The organism is Psychrobacter sp., assembly GCF_049295055.1.
Lineage (GTDB): Bacteria > Pseudomonadota > Gammaproteobacteria > Pseudomonadales > Moraxellaceae > Psychrobacter.
In genome coordinates, this window is sequence record NZ_JBAQQF010000053.1 from 79263 (window position 1) to 99017 (window position 19755).

Here is a 19755-nt window from a genome sequence, read left to right on the forward strand (position 1 = left end):
TAACTTAGCCTTTAACACAAACCACTTGCCTCAAAGTATGTACGATCTCTACCAAATCACTCTGCGCTTTCATCACGTCGTCAATATTCTTATACGCTGCTGGGATTTCATCAATCACGTCTACATCTTTGCGGCATTCTACGCCCTCCGTTTGGGCAATTTGATCGGCGACCGTGAAGACTTTTTTGGCTTCAGTACGTGACATCACTCGACCTGCGCCATGTGAGCAAGAACAAAACGATTCTTCGTTACCTTTGCCGCGGACGATAAAGGATTTCGCGCCCATCGACCCCGGAATGATACCGTATTCACCAACGCGGGCACGTACTGCGCCTTTGCGAGTGACAAAGATTTCCTCACCGTAATGCTCTTCTTTTTCCACATAGTTGTGGTGACAGTTCACCGCTTTTACGGCGGCATTAAACGGCTTGTTAATGATTTGACGTAGCGCCTTGATGGCTTTTTCCATCATGATCTCACGGTTCTTAAAGGCGAATCGCTGCGCCCAACCGACCGCAAACCAGTAATCATCAAAATGCTCTGTGCCTTCCGCAAAGTAGGCCAAATCTTTGTCAGGCAGGTTGATAAACCACTTGCGCATATCTTCACGTGCCAGCTCAATAAAGTAGCGACCAATAGCATTACCGACGCCACGAGAGCCTGAGTGCAGCATAATCCATACTTGATTGGTCTCATCAAGACATACTTCCACGAAGTGATTGCCTGTGCCAAGCGTACCCAAATGATTGAGATTGTTGGTGTTTTTAAGCTTAGGATGCTTTTGAGTCAGATAATTAAAATCATTGACCAGCGTTCCCCAACCATCCGTTACACTATTATCAGGGTTTGACCACGCACCAACATCACGACGTGAACCGCGTCCACGAGTTTTACTACGTCCATGAGGAATCGCTTTTTCAAGTTCGGTACGTAGACCCAGCAAATTATCAGGCAAATCATTCGCGGTCAGCGTCGTTTGTACGGCCATCATCCCGCAACCGATATCGACACCGACCGCCGCTGGGATAATGGCTTCTTTGGTCGGCAGCACCGTACCGATAGTCGCGCCAATCCCGACATGGACATCAGGCATTACCGCGAGCCACTTATAAATAAACGGCATTTGCGAGGCTTTAATCAATTGGTTATGAGCTTTAGGATCGACAGGTACACCCTTTGTCCAAAGTCGAATAGGGGTTCCGCCGTCCTGAATAATATTATGAGTGGTAGGTTGCATCGCACTTTCCTTATATTTAAAAATATAATTTATCATTGAATAATCTGTACTTTATATAATGCTAGGAGTATGCCAAGTCTTGATAATTGAAGCTATTAATATCCAAGATACTGATATTGTTAATTTAAATTATTAATTTTAGTTGTGTAAGAAGTTTGGCTAAATATACTATAGTGTTGGTTTATAGAAAATATTCTATTCTAATAGAATTTAAGATATAATTTTGTTTAGCGATAATTCAAACTATATATGAATTATCGATGCTTAATGAACCAAACTATCTTTTACATTTTAATCTAGTGAATTTAGCTACCATATTAACTAAACCAAACTTGCTATTATCAACACTAACCAACTGTATAAACCACAAGGAGATAAAAATGGGTGCTGAAAGTTATCGGAGTGTCACAAAATACCAAGAAGATACCGAGCAAGCATTAAGCGATTTACAACAGCAAATATTTGCAGCAGGAGAATATCGCTACAGTGAGGATGCTGAAGCTGGTGATATCGATGAGGCACGCGAGTTTGCAGCCGAGGACGGTACGAAATCTGTGTTAGATATCTATGGGATTAGTGATGAACCTACAATGGCTCATGCAGCGTTAGTGACCGATGATGAAGCCAGATCATGGTTTGGTTGTACGGAAATCGATGAAAAAGATATACATAAGATTGATGATTGCAGCGATTTTTGGACAAGTATGGATAGGGGCGAGGCGCGCTATTTAATTTTATATAAAGATGGTAAGCCTTCGCAGTATTATTTTGCTGGGCTATCTTTTGATTAATTTGAGCCTAAATATTATTAAGCGATTGAACACTAAATGCGTAAAAATAAAACCGCCGTCATCGGATTTCTCGGAACCACGCTAGATAATGGCTTTAATGATAAACGTTGGCAGCGTTGGCGACCGACGGTTAGCCTAGGTTTGCATGATGAGTTACTGGTTGATGAGCTGCATATCTTATATAGCACCCGTGATAAGCGGTTGTTTAAGATAATAGTTGATGATATTGCACAGGTCAGTCCGCAGACTAAAGTGATTGGTCACCATGTCTCGTTATCTAGTCCGTGGGATTTTGCGGAAGTCTATGCTGAGCTATATGACTTTGCGGCAGCGTTTGATTTTCAAGATAATACGGACTATTTGCTGCATCTGACTACGGGCACGCATGTAGCACAGATTTGCTGGTTTTTATTGGTAGAGGCGGGCTTTATTCCAGCAGATTTGCTGCAGACGTCTCCTTGTCCGAGACCAGATCAAGCGGATCCGCAAGGTCGCTATCAAGTCATAGATTTGGACGTGTCGCGATATGATGGTTTACGTGCACGCTTTGAGGCGGAAAAACAGCAGCATTGGCAAACCTTGCAAGCCAATCTGGTTACCCAAAATGCTGCTTATCAACAGCTCATATCCGATATCGAAAAGGTGGCTACGCGCTCAACTGCGCCGATACTATTGATGGGTGCAACAGGGGCTGGCAAGTCGCAATTGGCTAGCCAAATTTACGCGCTAAAGAAAGCCAAAGCGGATAACTCCGTTCAAAATAAATATGCGTTAAATAAATTTGTCGAAGTCAACTGCGCCACCTTGCGCGGTGATACGGCAATGAGTGTGCTGTTCGGTCATGTCAAAGGCGCATTTACGGGTGCAGCTTCAAATCGTGATGGGCTATTAAAATCAGCTGACGGTGGCTTGCTATTCTTAGATGAAATCGGTGAATTGGGACTTGATGAGCAAGCGATGTTATTAACCGCATTAGAGGAGCAGCGCTTTTATCCACTCGGTAGTGATACGTCGATTAACGTCTCGTTTCAGTTGATGGCAGGAACCAATAAAGACTTGCGACGAGCGGTTGCTAATGGCGAGTTTCGTGCCGATTTATTTGCTCGACTCAATACGTGGACGTTCTTTTTGCCATCGCTGAAAGATCGTCTTGAGGATTTACCCGCAAATATTGATTATGAGCTGGCACGCCTTGGTAGTGAGCAACAGCAGCAATTTCGCTTTGAGCCAAGCGCACGGCAGTTATACGAAGACTTTGCGATGAGTCGCGAGGCAACATGGCAAGGAAACTTTCGGGATTTGACCGCCAGTATGATTCGCCTGACCACGCTGGCTGAAAGTAAAGTTATTAGGGTAGAGGATGTGCAAGTAGAGATTGAGCGTTTGTCCAATCTTTGGGGCTTGCCTGACCATTTTAATAGCATGGCTAATAATAGCCTAAGTAGTTTTAACTCTGACTCTAGTTTAGCGTTAGACAGGCATTTAATTGAAACCACAAGTCAGAATACTTTAGATAAATATCTTGATAAAGATATCCTTATGAAGGTTGATACATTCGATGCGGTACAACTGGCCTATGTCATTGAGGTTTGCATCCAGCATAAGAATCAAGCAGCCGCCGGTCGTTATCTTTATGCTCAAACGCGTGATAAGCTGAAAAGTCCCAATGATAGCGATCGTTTGCGTAAGTACTTAATGAAGTTTGGGCTTAAGTTTGACGAGCTGATTCGATAAACTAATGTAATGGTTTGGTTTGGTTTGATGAGCTGGTTTGACGGATTTTTTTAATAAGTTAGGCTGATTTTTTTAATCATTACTTTCTATCTCATGTGCTAGCATTTAGAACTGAGAGAAAATTCTCACTATTTATTGTTCAGGATAACTGAAGCTAAGGAGAACTATATGGCAAATTCCACCAAATCACGCTTTGATTGGGAAGACGCGTTTTTATTGCGCGACCAATTAACCGAAGAAGAGCGCATGGTTACTGACAGCGCACGTCAATTTTGTCAAAAAGAGCTAATGCCTGGAATCATTCAGGCCAATCGCCATGAGCAGTTTGATCGTAATATTATTCGTCAGATGGGTGAGATGGGGTTTCTTGGTGTCACTATCGAAGGCTACGGATGTGCAGGCTTGTCGAGTGTCGCTTATGGTTTAATTGCCCGTGAGGTAGAAGCCGTAGATTCAGGCTATCGTTCAGCAATGAGCGTGCAGTCAAGCTTGGTCATGCATCCGATTTGGGCGTATGGCACTGAAGAGCAGAAAGAAAAGTATCTGCCTAAGTTGGCTAGTGGTGAGTATGTCGGTTGCTTTGGTCTAACCGAGCCAGATTCAGGATCGGACCCTGCTTCGATGTTAATGCGCGCACGAAAAGTCGCTGGCGGTTATGAGCTGACGGGTAATAAGATGTGGATTACCAACAGTCCTATCGCTGATGTGTTTGTCATTTGGGCGAAAGATGATACAGGTGAGATTCGTGGTTTTGTCTTAGAAAAAGGTATGAAAGGCTTGTCCGCTCCTAAAATTGAAGGTAAGTTCTCATTGCGAGCATCAGTTACTGGTGAGATTGTCATGGATAAAGTATTCGTCCCTGAAGCCAATGCTTTTCCAGATATCCGCGGTCTCAAAGGCCCGTTTGGTTGTTTAAATAAGGCGCGTTACGGTATTGCATGGGGCTCGATGGGCGCAGCTGAATTCTGCTGGAAAGCTGCCCGGCAATATACTCTTGACCGCATTCAATTTGACCGTCCGCTAGCAGCAACCCAATTAGTACAGTTAAAACTTGCTAATATGCAAACAGAGATTACCCTTGGCTTACAAGCGGCGCTACGTGTTGGACGTCTAATGGATGACAATAAAGCCACGCCAGAGATGATTTCAATGATTAAGCGTAACAATTGCGGTAAGGCGCTGGATATTGCTCGCGTTGCCCGTGATATGCATGGCGGTAATGGTATCTCTGATGAATATCACGTCATCCGCCATGTGATGAACTTAGAAGCGGTGAACACTTATGAAGGCACGCATGATATTCATGCGCTTATCTTAGGTCGCGCGCAGACTGGCATTCAAGCTTTTTCATAACTGCTAGCCAAGTTTTATGGCGTTATAGTTAATAGTTACATGCATAAGGTGATTGGAAGTATAGTCAGTCCTAAATAAAAGAAATACAAACATTATAATGTGCTACTGGTATCAATTTTTCTTACTTGCTGTGCTTACGCAGACAGAGGCTGCGAATAATTAATCCCAGCAGCACTGTATTCTCTTAAAAGTAGAACCACTACATAAAGATAAAAGAATTTGTTCTTAGGTGTATTAGCAAAACGTTATAACAGTAATGCTTAACTTAGAATGGTGATAGAAGTGTTAGTGAGGGTTGCGAATGGCTTCTTATCGTTCTTATAATAATAGTTGTTAATATTATCTGTAATCATTAATTGACGAATAACTATAAATAAGCCCAGCGCCAAGGAGCGTTAACATGTCTAAAAATACATTAAAGCTATCAAATCCAGATTTACTCAAACAACAATGCTTTATTAAAGATGGCTGGCACGCTGCCAGTGATGCCGCGACTATCGATGTGAGCAATCCTTTTAACGGTGAGGTTATTGGTAACGTCCCAAGTCTTACTGAGCAAGATGTTAAAGATGCTGTCGCTTATTCTCATAAATTACAGGTTAGTTGGGCAGCAAAAACGGCGCAAGAGCGTAGTGATTTGCTACAGAAATGGGCCGATCTCATTGATGATAATAAAGAAGATTTGGCGATTATTATGACCGCTGAACAAGGCAAGCCATTGACCGAGTCGCGCGGTGAGATTGGTTATGCCAACAGCTTTATCCGCTGGTTTGCAGAGGAGGGTAAACGCGTCTACGGTGATGTCATTCCTGCTACCAAGTCGCAGCTGCGCCATGTCATTATAAAACAGCCTATCGGTGTTTGCGCGGCAATCACGCCGTGGAACTTCCCAGCGGCTATGATTACTCGTAAGGCGGCTCCGGCATTAGCTGCTGGCTGTACCATGATTATCAAACCTGCTACTGCCACGCCATTTTCTGCCTTAGCACTTGGCGTATTGGCTGAGCAAGCAGGCATCCCAGCCGGTGTCATCCAAGTAGTTACTGGTAAATCCTCAGTTGTCGGTGATATTTTAACCGGTGATGCACGTATTCAAAAGTTATCATTTACTGGCTCTACTGAAGTAGGCCGTAAATTGATGGCGCAATGTGCGCCTACGGTTAAAAAACTATCTTTAGAATTAGGTGGCAATGCGCCATTCATTGTATTTGATGATGCTGATTTAGAAAAAGCCGCTGAAGGCTTAATTGCCTCTAAATTTCGTAATGCTGGTCAAACCTGTGTTTGTGCCAATCGTGTTTATGTGCAAGACAGCATTAAAGATAAGTTTTTAGACATCTTTGTCAAAAAGGTAGAAGCGTTAAAAGTTGGTAATGGCATGGATGAAGGCGTTGATATTGGCCCTTTAATCAATAAAGATGGCTTAGAGAAAGTCCAAGCATTACTAAAAGATGCGCTTGCTAAAGGGGCAACCATAGTCACTGGCGGTGATAAAAACGATGCTTCAGCGCTTAGCTTTAATCCTACAGTGATTACTAACCTTAGTAGCGATATGGATATTGCCAGTGAAGAAATATTCGGTCCTATCGCCTCAATATTTACCTTTGAGACCGAAGAACAAGCTATTCAAGCCGCTAATGATACTATTTATGGGCTCGCTGCTTACTTCTATAGTAGTAACTTTGCACGCTCGTGGCGCGTAACAGAAAGTCTTGAGTACGGCATAGTGGGGCACAATACCGGCATGATATCGACCGAAGTGGCGCCATTTGGCGGTGTAAAGCAGTCTGGCTTTGGTCGTGAAGGTTCTAAATACGGTATCGAAGAGTATGTCGTAACTAAATACTGGTGCTCTGACATTAGCTAATAGGGTTTATCGTAAAACTGATCACTTTTTCTAATAAAGAACATATAATTCTAGGGTAGTAAACCAAAAGATTTTTATAAAAAAAGCCTAACGTTTAATGCTAGGCTTTTTTTGGCATACTGATAGCTGGCAGGTTATAAAAGCTCACTAGTTGAAGATTCTTCATCAAGACTTTTATCTTTTAGTACTAAAGAGTCAGGATGCTTTGGCAGTACTTTTTCAGGGTCGATGGGTTCAGTAGCTATAATTTTAGGATCTAAAGATTTCGTTGCTGGTATGCGTTCATTTTTGCCAGTGGTTTTATAACCAATAACTTTATCATCATTGGTTTTATAATTAGTGCCTTTATCAATCGCTTTCTTTTTAAGAATAATGGACGGAGTAGGCTGTTGAGTAACTAAGCGCTCGGATGGTTTATTAAAAGGTTTCATTATCGGTTTAAGGCTTTTTTTAACTCGTCTTACGGCGGCCGCATCAGCTTGTACCTGTTCTTCTGCTAGCGATTTTTCATACAAACCTTTGTACACAGTAAGGGTTTCTTCAATCATTTCACGCATAGTGAATTTATTGGTCATCTCAGGGCGAGTGACGCTTTCTAACTGGTTTCTTACTGCTTTACAGAGCGCATGGGCATTGTATTTCTTGACCAACCCTTGTGGGTATAAGGGCTGCAAGATTTCGCTAAAGGCGGCTTGATCCCAGCCAATCACAGGCGTACCTAAATGAATGGCTTGCAGGGCGTTAATACCGATTGATTCAGGCTCGTTAGCAAGCGCCAACACGATATTGGCCGCTGATAACCACTCACGCATATCGTTACGTTTACTACCTACATAGGTAATGCGTTTAGAAAAACCTAAAGTATTGCTGCGTTGGCGAAAGTCTTCATGTGCGACATCACCAGGTCGATAATCCTCATCCATAATAATGACATGAATATTCGGGAAATCTGCTTCTAAATTACCCAAGATGTCAATGAGCCATTCTTGTCCATATTCCTTACCAATAATGGTGGGGAATACCAGCCATTTTTTATTTTCAAGCTCAGGATATTCAGCAAAGGTGTAGCGCAGCCAATATACCGATGGATTATGGCGATAAGGATAACGGCGCGTATCAATACCGCGATAAATCCGCTTAATCACTTTAGGATCAAGGTCTTCACGGCGTAGGCCTTTTTTAAGGTAATCGGTCACACTATCAGACACGGTAATGATGGTATCAACATCAAGCAATGCTTGTGAATATTTATTAATAGGATAAAAACCATACATGGTTGAGACAAGCTTAGGTCGACGTTTCACACGCGCACGGCGCAGTGCTAAATGTAATATCCATGCAGGTGTACGCGAGTGCACATGAATGATATCAGGGTCATATTTTTCGATCAGACGACGCAGCGGCGCGACTTGTAGTAATGACAACCAAGACTTTTTATTCATATATAGCTGGTGGTAATTATTACCATCACGCTTTAAACGCCTGACCAAATCATTGTCTTCATCAGCACTAGAGATAATGATTGAAGTATGCTCATTTTTGACCAATGCGCGTCCAAGATGAAAAATACCGCGCTCGGATTCATCATGCTTTAAAGACGATAGTAAGCGCATAACTTTCATAATGGCGTAGGTCACTGGTTTAGAATATTAAGTTGCTATTGTCAGTTAAAAGTCGCTAAAACTCAACCATCAAGATAAAAACATAGCGTTAGATAGTTGGTTTTTCTAAAGAGAGTTGAAACAGTGTTATACATGAAGGCTTTAAGTAAGTGATAAAACGATTAGCGACGTTTTTGTAGATGCTCGGCATTCGGCAGTACTTGTTTTTCGCTGAGATATTTCCAATAGCGCTGCGGCAAATATTGCTTATGCAAGCGCGGATTTTTACGCTCTTTAATATTGACGTTGGTAAAGTAACCTTGCCAAAATTTTTGATAACGAAGTTCGTCCTCGCTATGAATGCTGGCAGGATTACGCAATACCGCATCATCAAGGTCAGTGATGGTTTGCAAAGCGGCAGGGCGCGAGGGTGTACTTAGACTTTTGTCATAATAAATACCAAAACCGCGACGGATATCATAAATTGCCCAATGTTGATCTTGATAACGCTGGCGAAAATGCTCACCAATCAATGGCAATACATTAAAGTCAGGCTCCACGCGCGCAAAATAGATATCATCAACCGTATGCTCAAAGCGCACAAATGCTTCCATACGATGCTTCTCACGACCAACGGACTTGACCGTTTGTACCAGCTCTAAAACATTCAGATTGCCTAAATCGTCCATAACAGAACGACTCGGGTAGTCAATGGCGTATTTTACCACTCGAAACAAGATGCTACCGATATTATATTTCTCTGATAAAAATCCCCATAGGATATTGCGCAACCCTGAGCGACCTAAGAGTGTATTCAGTTTTACTAGCACTCGCTCAGCTTTGTCGCCATCAGTATCAACGCTGGTCGCTTGAGCAATTAATGAGGGTACATAACAATCTTGTGCCGTTAATTGAAGCGATACATCGTCTTGTAATTTGTGGGCGTAGACATAAGACACAGCACTGAGCCAACCTTCAAAACTTGGCTCATAAAGTACGATACTTGGCGTCAATTGACCCACAGGATACGTTGCACTCTGGGTAAGCTCCGATATCGGTTGCGACATTATTTATCCTAAGATAGCTTTAAAAAGTATGACTTTTAAAATATAACTTTATGTTTTAAAAGCCCTTTACTGATAGTAGGTCTAAAATAAAGACAGCTGTCCGCTACGTTGATCTTTAAATTTTGTCTGCGTTTGTGCTAGTACGTATTGACGAAAGTTATCACGGGTTAGATGAGCAAGGTGCTCGTTTTTACCGGTAGTAGCGATGAAGTATTTAGCACGATTGACCGCTGCACCCATTTTCTTCAAATGATAAAGTGTCAATTGATTAAACTTGCGTGCTTTGATAATTTTTTTAGCCGTTTTCGTACCGATACCGGGAATACGCACAATCATTTCATAAGTGGCGGTTTGAATATTGACCGGGAAATGCTCACGATGGCGGATTGCCCACGCCAGCTTCGGGTCACAGTCCAAATCTAGAAACGGCGAGTCTGGTTCAACAATCTCGTGCGCACCAAAACCATAAAAACGCATCAGCCAATCGGCTTGATAGAGACGGTTTTCCCGCACCATCGGTACAGGCGTGCCAATGGCTGGCAAGCGATCATCAGATAACATTGGCACATAGCCAGAGTAGTAAACGCGCTTAAGATCGTATTGTTTATAGAAATGACTCGATAACTGAATGACTTGTAAATCGGTCTCATTGCTAGCGCCAACAATCATCTGACTGGTTTGACCGGCAGGTACAAATTTAGGCGCTTTTTTATGGGTTTTACGACTTTCACGAATGGTAATGATTTCTTCTTTTACGGTTTCCATCGGCGCTTTTAGCTGCTCGTGCGATTTTTCTGGTGCGAGTAAAGCAAGGCCAGATATTGTCGGAATCTCAATATTAACACTTAAACGATCAGCATAGAGTCCTGCCTCGAGTAATAACTCCTTTGAGGCACCCGGAATGGTTTTTAGATGGATATAACCATTAAAACGCTCACGGGTACGTAGTATCTTAGCTACTTCGACCAGTCGCTCCATCGTATAGTCGCCACTTTTAAAAATACCAGAGCTGAGAAATAGCCCTTCGATGTAATTACGCCGATAGAATTGCATGGTTAAATCAACGACTTCCTCGACACTAAAAGCTGCGCGCGGGGTGTCGTTACTCTTTCTAGAGGTGCAGTAAGCGCAGTCGTAAATACAATGATTGGTCAGCAGGATTTTGAGCAAACTGACACAGCGGCCATCTTCGGTATAGCTGTGACAGATACCAGATTGCGAGGCATCACCGAGACCACCGCCTTGGTTTTTGCGCGTGCCAGCGGAGGAGGAACAAGAGACATCATACTTCGCCGCATCAGCTAAGATATTGAGCTTGCCTTGCAGTCTTTCATAATTGATGGTTGCCATAAGCAGTATTTACTATGTCAGTAATGAAAGACTATTTTAACAAAATTAGTGATAAGTCTTTGTATTTAAGAGTGAAATTATAGAAGTGTACGACAACGGTTGTCGCCTGCTAGCTATTCGTAACCCTCAAAGAATAGTTTGTATTTAGATATTATTGGACATAAAAAAAGTCCTGCATAAGCAAGACCTTTGGTAAAACTATTGAATAGGGTGCGCCGCTATACGAAGCAATAATTATTGAACTTTAGCGCGTATAACCACCGTTTGTGCTGCATTGGGGTTAAGATTGACTAAGTTCCACTTAAGACCAGAGTAATTCTCTTGGACAACCACCGTATTACCGACTTGCTGGATGGTTTGATAGCTGTCACCACCAGTGGTTGCAAGTGTTGGTAGCGGACTGTTCAATGACACCAATCTCACGCCATTTGGTAAAGATACCATGGCATTGATATCAGTTACCGGCTGCGCTGTGGTATTAGTATAAACGGTATGATACTCAATAATATCACCAGGAGCGATATGGTTAGCTGGTACTGCTATTTCACGTCCATCGCTATTTTTGAGGATTTTCATAACCTTGGTTTGTGCATTGACCACATCAGGTGTACTAAAAGTTGGTTTTAGTTGTAAGGCATCTATAGTGGTTATTGTAGTTACTTGATTAGTCACTGGTTGAAGCACTGATTGATTAGCAATGACTTGAGTAGTCACAGGTGCATTAATGACTGGCAGCTGAGTAACAGGAGTGACAGGCAATACTTGTGTCACCGTACTCATAGGCACCGCTATTACGTCAACACGGCTGCTTTGATTGGTTATCTGATTGGTCACAGGTACGCTAGTAACGGTCGCACTCCCTTGAGTCACAACAGTATTAATAGCGCCTTGGCGCACCACGTAGCGCGGTATATTAGTAACCTGCGTCACAGCAAACGGCATTCCATCTTGCATACCAATGCTATTAGGTGTAGCGGTGATAACAGCTGTTTTACCATCAGAATACTGCTCGACTACGGTGGTACTGCCACCCGTAGATGGTAGAACAGTCACCTCAGTAGCGGCATTGGCTGAGGACATAGCCAGTACAGTGCCTGCCAACAGTGCGGATATTGCCGTGAATGTAGCTGTTTTTTGCATCACACCTGATGAATGATTAGTAGTGTTGGTCATAGTAAAGTCCTTTAAAATTATAATAAGTAAAACAAAAATAGAGAGTAGTGAGATAAGAAAACCCTCGTTAATTGACACTACAAAGCAGGTCAAATAACGAGGGCAATAGTACTGAACTGATAATAAACAGCCAAGCAATATCAGCTATCTATCAAAGCATGCTATCAAACTATAAAATTACCGATTTATCCGTCATTATTTTAATGAATAGCTAAGCACTCGCCCAGTCATTTCAACTCAACAATTATGCGCTAAAACGAATTGAGTAAAATAGCAGCGTTGTGTAACTGCTGTCATATAAACGACGACTCTTTATGTGCTTTACTTTATCTGACTTTTAAGAAAATCACTATTCGACTCACTAGTAAAAGCTTATTAGATTAATCATAAATGACTTTCATGATTTCGTATTCGACCACGCCTTTAGGCGTTTCAATACGTGCTTCATCGCCTTCAGATTTACCGATAAGACCACGAGCAATCGGCGAGTTCACAGAGATTTTACCGGCTTTAAAGTCCGCTTCATCATCGCCAACGATTTTGTATTGTTTTTCTTCTTCAGTGGCCATGTTTTCAATAACGACGCTCACGCCGAATATCACACGACCGTCTTTTGGTAAAGTCGCAGGATCGATCACTTGGGCACCGCCAAGCTTGGCTTCGATATCACGGATACGCGCTTCACAAAATCCTTGCTGTTCACGAGCAGCATGATATTCAGCGTTTTCTTTTAAATCGCCGTGTTCGCGTGCTTCAGCAATAGAAGCAGTGATGCGTGGACGGTCAATACTTTTTAACTGCTTTAATTCCGCTTCTAAAGCGGCATGTCCTTGCGGAGTCATGGGATAACGTTGCATGTTTTTTCCTTAAACCAATAACACCACACCATCTCCTAGTGAATAGTGAGATGGTGTCAGTGTTGTTGCAATGGGTATAAAATATAAAAAGAGTAATGGTTAAGACTGCGTAATAATTAAGTTGGCTATTATTTATGAAGTTATTTCACCGCAATTCAATAATAGGTGCACTTAAGCTTACGTAATAAAAAGCATAGTCGCAGTTTAGCCACTATGCTTTTTAGGTCTATCATTATAAAGATGTTGTTTTTCAAGCATTGTTGTCATCTTAAACAATGAGCAATGCTTGAATAAGCTTTTAGGCAAGCCTATCGGTTATGCTTAATTTACTGAAATTCTTCAGGCAAGTCAATAGAGCTAGACAATAGACTTTGCTTGTTCATGTAAATCTTGTAGTTTATAAACCTCAAATGGCAAGTCAATCGCATAAGATTTACAAACAGCATCTGCCGCGCCTAAAGTGGTGACGTAGAATACTTTACCTTGTAGCGCGCTACGGCGGATAGAGAATGAATCCTCTTGTGCCTGCTTGCCTTCGGTCGTGTTAATAATCATATCGATTTTGCCATTTTTCAAGGCATCAACGATGTGCGGGCGACCTTCGGTAACTTTATTAATTTGCTTACATTCGATGCCGTTTTCCGCCAGTACTTTTTGGGTGCCAGTGGTCGCGACAATGTTAAAGCCGAAGTCGATTAGCTGACGGGCGATAGGCGCAACTTGTTCTTTATCGCTATCACGTACAGAGATAAAGACGGTTTTGGTCTCGCCTTCAGTTGGTAGACCGGGCAGACGCTCATTACTACCGATGACGGCTTTATAGAAGGCTTCGCCAAAGGTTTTGCCAACGCCCATGACTTCGCCGGTTGATTTCATCTCAGGGCTCAAGATTGGGTCAACACCCGGGAATTTGGCAAACGGGAAAACCGCTTCTTTAACGGCAAAAAACGACGGTACGATTTCAGTAGTAAAGCCTTGGTCTTTTAGCGACGTGCCAGCCATACAGCGAGCCGCGATTTGTGCTAATGAGATACCAATACATTTAGATACGAAAGGTATGGTACGCGCAGCACGTGGGTTCACTTCTAAGATGTAAACTGTTTCACCTTTTACCGCAAACTGAACGTTCATCAAACCGATAACGCCCAGCTCTTTTGCCATGGCGACAGTTTGTGCGCGCATGACATCACACAATTCTTCTGATAGCGAGTATGGCGGCAATGAACAGGCTGAGTCACCAGAGTGAACACCAGCCTGTTCGATATGCTGCATGATACCGCCAATTACCACATCCGTACCGTCGCTAACACAGTCGACATCGACTTCGATGGCATCGTCTAAGAAGCGATCTAATAATACTGGCGCTTCGTTTGATGCTTGTACGGCGGTACGTAGGTAATGTCTGAGCTCATCTTCGTTATAGACAATTTCCATCGCGCGACCACCGAGTACATACGATGGACGTACCACTAACGGATAACCAACGTCTTTAGCTTTGACCAAACCGTCTTCTAAGCTGGTCGCCAAGGCATTGGTTGGTTGAATAAGATTCAACTGATGAATCATATGCTGGAAGCGTTCGCGATCTTCAGCGCGGTCAATCGCATCAGGGCTCGTACCAATGATTTTGACGCCAGCGGCTTCAAGAGCACGGGCTAGTTTCAATGGCGTTTGTCCACCGAACTGAACAATGACGCCATCAGGATTTTCGATACGGACAATCTCTAACACGTCTTCAAGCGTGATTGGCTCAAAGTAGAGACGATCAGAGGTGTCATAATCGGTTGAAACCGTTTCAGGGTTACAGTTGACCATGATGGTCTCATAGCCGTCTTCGCGCATGGCGAGTGCAGCATGTACACAGCAATAGTCAAACTCGATACCTTGACCGATACGGTTAGGACCGCCACCGATAACCATGATTTTCTTGTTATTCGTTGGATTGGCTTCACATTCGCTATCGTATGTTGAGTACATATAAGCGGTGCTAGTAGCAAATTCTGCGGCACAAGTATCGACGCGCTTATAGACTGGATAAACATTTAGGTCCCAACGCTTAGTGCGTAGCTGCTTTTGTGAGACACCAAGCAGTTTGGCTAAACGCAAATCTGACAAACCTTTACGTTTAAAGCCACGCAAGTTCTTTTCAGTTAAGCCACCGAAGCCTAAGGCTTTAACGGTCGCTTCAGTTTTCACGATATCTTCAATTTGTACCAAGAACCATGGGTCGATTTTGGTTAAATTAAATACCTCATCGACGCTCATGCCAATACGGAAAGCATCGGCAATATAATAGATGCGCTCAGGCGTTGGAATGGTCAAGCGATTGGTAATATCGCTGCGTGCTTTTTCAATGCTTACTTTTGATAAGTCAATTTGCTCGTCAAAACCATCATTACCTGTTTCCATGCCGCGTAATGCTTTTTGCATCGACTCTTGGAAGTTACGACCGATAGCCATGACTTCACCAACCGACTTCATTTGCGTTGATAAAACATTATCGGCTTGTGGGAATTTTTCAAAGTTAAAACGAGGTATTTTAGTAACGACATAATCAAGCGCAGGCTCGAAGCTGGCTGGTGTTTTACCACCGGTAATGTCATTTTGTAATTCATCTAGCGTGTAACCAACGGCTAACTTGGCAGCGATTTTAGCAATTGGGAAGCCAGTCGCTTTTGAAGCAAGCGCTGAAGAACGTGAGACGCGTGGGTTCATCTCGATGACGACCATACGACCAGTATCAGGGTTGATACCGAACTGGACGTTTGATCCGCCTGTTTCAACACCAATCTCACGTAATACTGCCAATGAGGCATTACGCATGATTTGGTATTCTTTGTCTGTCAGCGTTTGTGCTGGCGCAACGGTGATAGAGTCACCGGTATGTACGCCCATTGGGTCAAAGTTTTCAATCGCGCAGATGATAATGCAGTTGTCGTTTTTGTCACGAACCACTTCCATCTCGTATTCTTTCCAACCAATCAATGACTCATCGATAAGTAGTTGATGGTTGGGTGATAAGTCAAAGCCGCGCTCGCAAATCTCGATAAATTCATCGCGGTTATACGCGATACCGCCACCTGAACCGCCCATGGTAAATGACGGACGAATGATACATGGATAGCCCATTTTTTCTTGGGTGATAAATGCTTCTTCCATCGTTTCAGCGGTTTCAGCGCGCGGACATTCAAGACCGATACGCTTCATTGCTTTATCAAATAAGTTGCGGTCTTCTGCCATTTCAATAGAATCTTTGGTCGCGCCAATCAATTCGCAGTTATACTTGGTCAATACGCCATGCTTGTCTAGTTCTAAGGCACAGTTTAGAGCGGTTTGTCCGCCCATCGTTGGCAAGATGGCATCAGGACGTTCTTTGGCAATGATTTGCTCAACCGTCTGCCAAGTAATCGGTTCGATATAAGTGGCATCTGCCATGGCAGGGTCGGTCATAATGGTTGCAGGGTTAGAGTTAACCAAGATGACGCGGTAGCCTTCTTCTTTTAGCGCTTTACACGCCTGTGCGCCTGAATAGTCAAACTCGCACGCTTGCCCGATGACGATAGGGCCTGCGCCAATGATAAGAATACTTTTTATGTCGGTACGTTTTGGCATAATTAGGGCTACCTTCGTTTGGGTGATATTTTATTGAATTTATATTTTATTAAATGCTATATCTGAATAAATGCTATATCTGAATAAATACTATCGTATTTTGCGTGGGTCAGCTTAAACCACCGTTAGTGATTCAAGCTTTATAACGAATGTCTAATTATTAATAATGGTTTATGATTAATAAATTAAGCCTTAGCTGCTGCCATCATATCTGCAAACTTATCAAACAGTGGCGCGGCATCATGTGGACCAGGGCTGGCTTCTGGATGACCTTGGAAGCTAAAGACGGGCTTATTGGTCAGCTCGATACCTTGATTAGTGCCATCGAACAAAGAGCGATGGGTAGATTTGACGTTGTCTGGCAAAGTGTCTTCATCAACCGCGAAACCATGATTTTGACTGGTAATCATGACTGTACCCGTGGCTAAATCTTGTACCGGATGATTAGCACCATGATGACCGGTTTTCATTTTGATGGTTTTTGCGCCGCTAGCAAGACCAATCAGCTGATGACCTAAGCAAATACCAAAGGTTGGAATATTGGTTTCTTCAATGATATGACGTACGGCATCAATGGCATAATCACACGCAGCAGGGTCGCCAGGACCATTTGATAAGAAGATGCCGTCCGGATTCATTGCTAGCACGTCTGCGATAGGCGTTTGCGCTGGCACGACAGTCACATGACAACCACGGTCAACGAGCATGCGTAGGATATTGGTTTTACTACCGAAGTCATAGGCGACAACATTGTACTTTGCTTCAACATGCATGCCCAAATGCTTAAAGAAACCGCCCGTACCGCTTTCATGGCTACCCGCTATGTCGCGGTTGAGTAGGGTGTCTGATAAATCCCAGCTACCTGCTGTCCATTCAAAGCTGCTTGGCGTACAGCATTCTTTTGCCAAGTCCATACCTTCAATACCAGCGAATTCTTGCGCCAATTTAATCGCTTGTTGCTCGTCGTCGCGGCTAATCGTTTCACCGTCAGAGGCAGTCATGATACAGCCGTTCTGAGCGCCTTTATCACGTAATAAGCGCGTCAGTTGGCGGGTGTCGATGTCAGCAATGGCGACGGTATCGTGGCTCTGTAGATAATCGCTCAGTGATTGTGAATTGCGGAAGTTTGAAGTAACCATGGTGGCATCACGGATGATAAGACCGTCTGCCCAGATTTGGTGACCATTACCAGACTCGACATCTTCAGCGTTGGTGCCGGTATTGCCGATGTGCGGATAGGTGAGGGTCACTAGCTGACGCGCGTAGCTTGGGTCGGTCAGGATTTCTTGATACCCTGTCATGGCTGTATTAAAAACCACCTCACCGACACGATGACCTTGACTACCGATACTAATACCACGAAAAATCGTACCATCTGCTAGTGCCAAAATTGCTTGTATTTCTGTCGATGAATTCAAGGGTTGCCTCCGCTGTTATTGGTAAGTGCTGTGCTGTTTTTTGGTTAAAATAAAGCGCTGCTTTTTTGATTATTGCTATTTAACTGCGGCTAAATAACCATAATAAAAGAGACAGCGCCAAAATTTTCCCACAAAAAAGCGAGAAGACATCATAGATGAAAAGGTACAGGATTCACTAAGGGTGAATAAGTAACTTACATCATGTCCGCTCGCTTTGGCACAGATTTTGCGCATTATACTAGAGTTTTGCGTTAAGGGCTAGCACCTTAAGGATAAGTATGGTGAATAATATTAAGATAACGCTTAAGTGCTTCCCAAATATTACCAATCATACTCAATAAATAATAAGCTGTTATAGGTAAAAAAACAACTATGAGCAATAAAGCTTATCAATTAAAAATTATAATGTACCGATAAGCCATAATAATCTGGCGATAAGTTGGTAGCGATATGTAGCTGGTCGTCTTGATAGCTTTTGGTTAGATACATACTGCTCGCCATACCTAGGGCAGCGCCCGCTAATACATCAATAGCATCGTGCTCATCGGCTTCGACACGGCTATAGGCGACAAAACCTGCGCCAACATAGGCGGGAATACTATATTTTAGCCCATAGCGCTTATGAATAAAGCTAGCGCCTTGGAACGCTCTTGAAGTATGACCCGATGGATAAGAATCATCGTCGCTGCCATCTGGTCGCTCTTTATCAATCACCGATTTTAGCGCATAAGTGGCTGCAACATTGGTTGCAAATGAATAATAAAATTGCTCTCGTCCCTCTTTATCATCCATATAATAAGTGCTACCGTAAGCAACTGCTGGTATGGCGAAAGATAAAATGTCGCCTGCCTTGTCGATATTATCGCTACTACTGGCATGGGCTGGGATAGCGATAAGCAAACTGCTCGATAATAAAAAACTACTGGGTAATAAAATGATAGCGGAAGCGTTTTTGCTGATCATTGCGGCAATCCTAAAAAGGTTTGGTAGAGCGGATAGAGGAAAATGGCATTACACTACAAATGCTTGCTGTCACATGACGCGCTCACCTATTTATAGGTCAGTTTTATAGCCGACATCCGTGCCAACGACGTTTATGAATAATAACAACTGAATAAAACCCATCAAGGATAGATTATGATTTATCAATATTTAGACAAAGTACCTGAGTTTGCCGTTCCCTTTAACGGTTGGGTGGCAGACTCAGCACGCGTGATAGGCGATGTGTATTTGGGTCATCAGGCAAGCGTTTGGTTTGGCGCAGTGATTCGTGGTGACAATGAGCGTATTCATATCGGCGACTATAGTAATGTACAAGAAAATAGCGTGATTCATACCGATGCCGGTATTGAGGTAAAAATTGGCAATCATGTCACTATTGGTCATTTAGCGATGCTGCATGGCTGCGAAGTCGGTGACAATAGCTTAATCGGTATCGGTGCAGTGATATTGAATAACGCCAAAATCGGCAAAAACTGTATTATTGGTGCCAAAGCCTTAGTCACTGAAGGCAAAATCATTCCGGATAATTCTCTGGTTGTGGGTGCCCCTGCAAAGGTAGTCAAAACCTTAACGGATGAGCAAGCATCGATGTTGAAGTTGTCAGCAATACATTATGCGGAGCGTTGTCAGAAGTTTAAAACCGGTCTTAGAGAGATTGAGCAACCAGAGTAAATGGGTTTTAACAATGATTAA

13 protein-coding genes and 1 pseudogene are annotated in these 19755 nt (G+C 43.0%); 5 read left to right on the forward strand and 9 right to left on the reverse strand.

Annotation, left to right across the window (positions count from 1 at the left end):
* Positions 1-4 precede the first annotated feature (4 nt).
* On the reverse strand, positions 5-1237 hold the full coding sequence (locus tag WAZ74_RS08085) for an RtcB family protein (protein ID WP_422307649.1): 1233 nt from the start codon (positions 1235-1237) through the stop codon (positions 5-7).
* A gap of 380 nt (positions 1238-1617) precedes the next feature.
* Here WAZ74_RS08085 and WAZ74_RS08090 point away from each other — a divergent pair, with 380 nt between their 5' ends.
* The 4 genes from WAZ74_RS08090 (at position 1618) to WAZ74_RS08105 (ending at position 6982) form a co-directional block, all read left to right on the forward strand.
* Positions 1618-2028: a hypothetical protein gene (locus WAZ74_RS08090; protein ID WP_422307651.1), complete on the forward strand. Its 411-nt coding sequence runs from the start codon at positions 1618-1620 to the stop codon at positions 2026-2028.
* A gap of 36 nt (positions 2029-2064) precedes the next feature.
* On the forward strand, positions 2065-3762 hold the full coding sequence (gene rtcR / locus WAZ74_RS08095; protein ID WP_422307653.1) for an RNA repair transcriptional activator RtcR: 1698 nt from the start codon (positions 2065-2067) through the stop codon (positions 3760-3762).
* Between the two features lie 168 nt (positions 3763-3930).
* Positions 3931-5115, forward strand: coding sequence for an acyl-CoA dehydrogenase (locus WAZ74_RS08100; protein WP_422307655.1), 1185 nt, complete (start codon positions 3931-3933; stop codon positions 5113-5115).
* A gap of 400 nt (positions 5116-5515) precedes the next feature.
* The gene (locus WAZ74_RS08105) at positions 5516-6982 is read left to right on the forward strand and encodes an NAD-dependent succinate-semialdehyde dehydrogenase (protein ID WP_422307657.1); all 1467 of its coding nucleotides are present in this window, start codon (positions 5516-5518) and stop codon (positions 6980-6982) included.
* Between the two features lie 500 nt (positions 6983-7482).
* Here the strand turns inward: WAZ74_RS08105 and WAZ74_RS08110 are convergent.
* From WAZ74_RS08110 to WAZ74_RS08145, 8 genes and pseudogenes are all read right to left on the reverse strand, one after another.
* Positions 7483-8604: pseudogene (locus tag WAZ74_RS08110) on the reverse strand (glycosyltransferase); the annotation flags it as partial.
* A 161-nt stretch (positions 8605-8765) separates the two neighbouring features.
* Entirely contained in the window at positions 8766-9650 is an 885-nt protein-coding gene (locus tag WAZ74_RS08115; protein WP_422307659.1) for a TIGR03915 family putative DNA repair protein, read from the reverse strand.
* A gap of 81 nt (positions 9651-9731) precedes the next feature.
* Positions 9732-11000, reverse strand: coding sequence for a putative DNA modification/repair radical SAM protein (locus WAZ74_RS08120; RefSeq protein WP_422307661.1), 1269 nt, complete (start codon positions 10998-11000; stop codon positions 9732-9734).
* A 234-nt stretch (positions 11001-11234) separates the two neighbouring features.
* The gene (locus tag WAZ74_RS08125; RefSeq protein ID WP_422307663.1) at positions 11235-12173 is read right to left on the reverse strand and encodes a hypothetical protein; all 939 of its coding nucleotides are present in this window, start codon (positions 12171-12173) and stop codon (positions 11235-11237) included.
* A 380-nt stretch (positions 12174-12553) separates the two neighbouring features.
* Entirely contained in the window at positions 12554-13030 is a 477-nt protein-coding gene (gene greA, locus WAZ74_RS08130) for a transcription elongation factor GreA (RefSeq protein WP_422307665.1), read from the reverse strand.
* Between the two features lie 357 nt (positions 13031-13387).
* Entirely contained in the window at positions 13388-16642 is a 3255-nt protein-coding gene (carB, locus tag WAZ74_RS08135; protein WP_422307667.1) for a carbamoyl-phosphate synthase large subunit, read from the reverse strand.
* A 185-nt stretch (positions 16643-16827) separates the two neighbouring features.
* Entirely contained in the window at positions 16828-18060 is a 1233-nt protein-coding gene (gene carA / locus WAZ74_RS08140) for a glutamine-hydrolyzing carbamoyl-phosphate synthase small subunit (protein WP_422307669.1), read from the reverse strand.
* Positions 18061-18453: 393 nt separating this feature from the next.
* On the reverse strand, positions 18454-19023 hold the full coding sequence (locus WAZ74_RS08145) for a phosphatase PAP2 family protein (protein WP_422307671.1): 570 nt from the start codon (positions 19021-19023) through the stop codon (positions 18454-18456).
* Positions 19024-19197: 174 nt separating this feature from the next.
* Between WAZ74_RS08145 and WAZ74_RS08150 the strand changes: the two genes are divergently transcribed.
* Positions 19198-19734, forward strand: a complete 537-nt coding sequence (locus WAZ74_RS08150; RefSeq protein ID WP_422307673.1) for a gamma carbonic anhydrase family protein — start codon at positions 19198-19200, stop codon at positions 19732-19734.
* The last annotated feature ends 21 nt before the right edge of the window (positions 19735-19755 follow it).

Bases quoted from the DNA above. Each gene is read 5' to 3' on its own strand.
- WAZ74_RS08100 (WP_422307655.1), top strand. From the start codon at position 3,931: ATGGCAAATTCCACCAAATCACGCTTTGATTGGGAAGACGCGTTTTTA.
- rtcR (WP_422307653.1), top strand. From the start codon at position 2,065: ATGCGTAAAAATAAAACCGCCGTCATCGGATTTCTCGGAACCACGCTA.
- WAZ74_RS08115 (WP_422307659.1), bottom strand. From the start codon at position 9,650: ATGTCGCAACCGATATCGGAGCTTACCCAGAGTGCAACGTATCCTGTG.
- WAZ74_RS08125 (WP_422307663.1), bottom strand. From the start codon at position 12,173: ATGACCAACACTACTAATCATTCATCAGGTGTGATGCAAAAAACAGCT.
- WAZ74_RS08105 (WP_422307657.1), top strand. From the start codon at position 5,516: ATGTCTAAAAATACATTAAAGCTATCAAATCCAGATTTACTCAAACAA.
- WAZ74_RS08085 (WP_422307649.1), bottom strand. From the start codon at position 1,237: ATGCAACCTACCACTCATAATATTATTCAGGACGGCGGAACCCCTATT.
- WAZ74_RS08090 (WP_422307651.1), top strand. From the start codon at position 1,618: ATGGGTGCTGAAAGTTATCGGAGTGTCACAAAATACCAAGAAGATACC.
- WAZ74_RS08145 (WP_422307671.1), bottom strand. From the start codon at position 19,023: ATGATCAGCAAAAACGCTTCCGCTATCATTTTATTACCCAGTAGTTTT.
- greA (WP_422307665.1), bottom strand. From the start codon at position 13,030: ATGCAACGTTATCCCATGACTCCGCAAGGACATGCCGCTTTAGAAGCG.
- carB (WP_422307667.1), bottom strand. From the start codon at position 16,642: ATGCCAAAACGTACCGACATAAAAAGTATTCTTATCATTGGCGCAGGC.
- WAZ74_RS08150 (WP_422307673.1), top strand. From the start codon at position 19,198: ATGATTTATCAATATTTAGACAAAGTACCTGAGTTTGCCGTTCCCTTT.
- WAZ74_RS08120 (WP_422307661.1), bottom strand. From the start codon at position 11,000: ATGGCAACCATCAATTATGAAAGACTGCAAGGCAAGCTCAATATCTTA.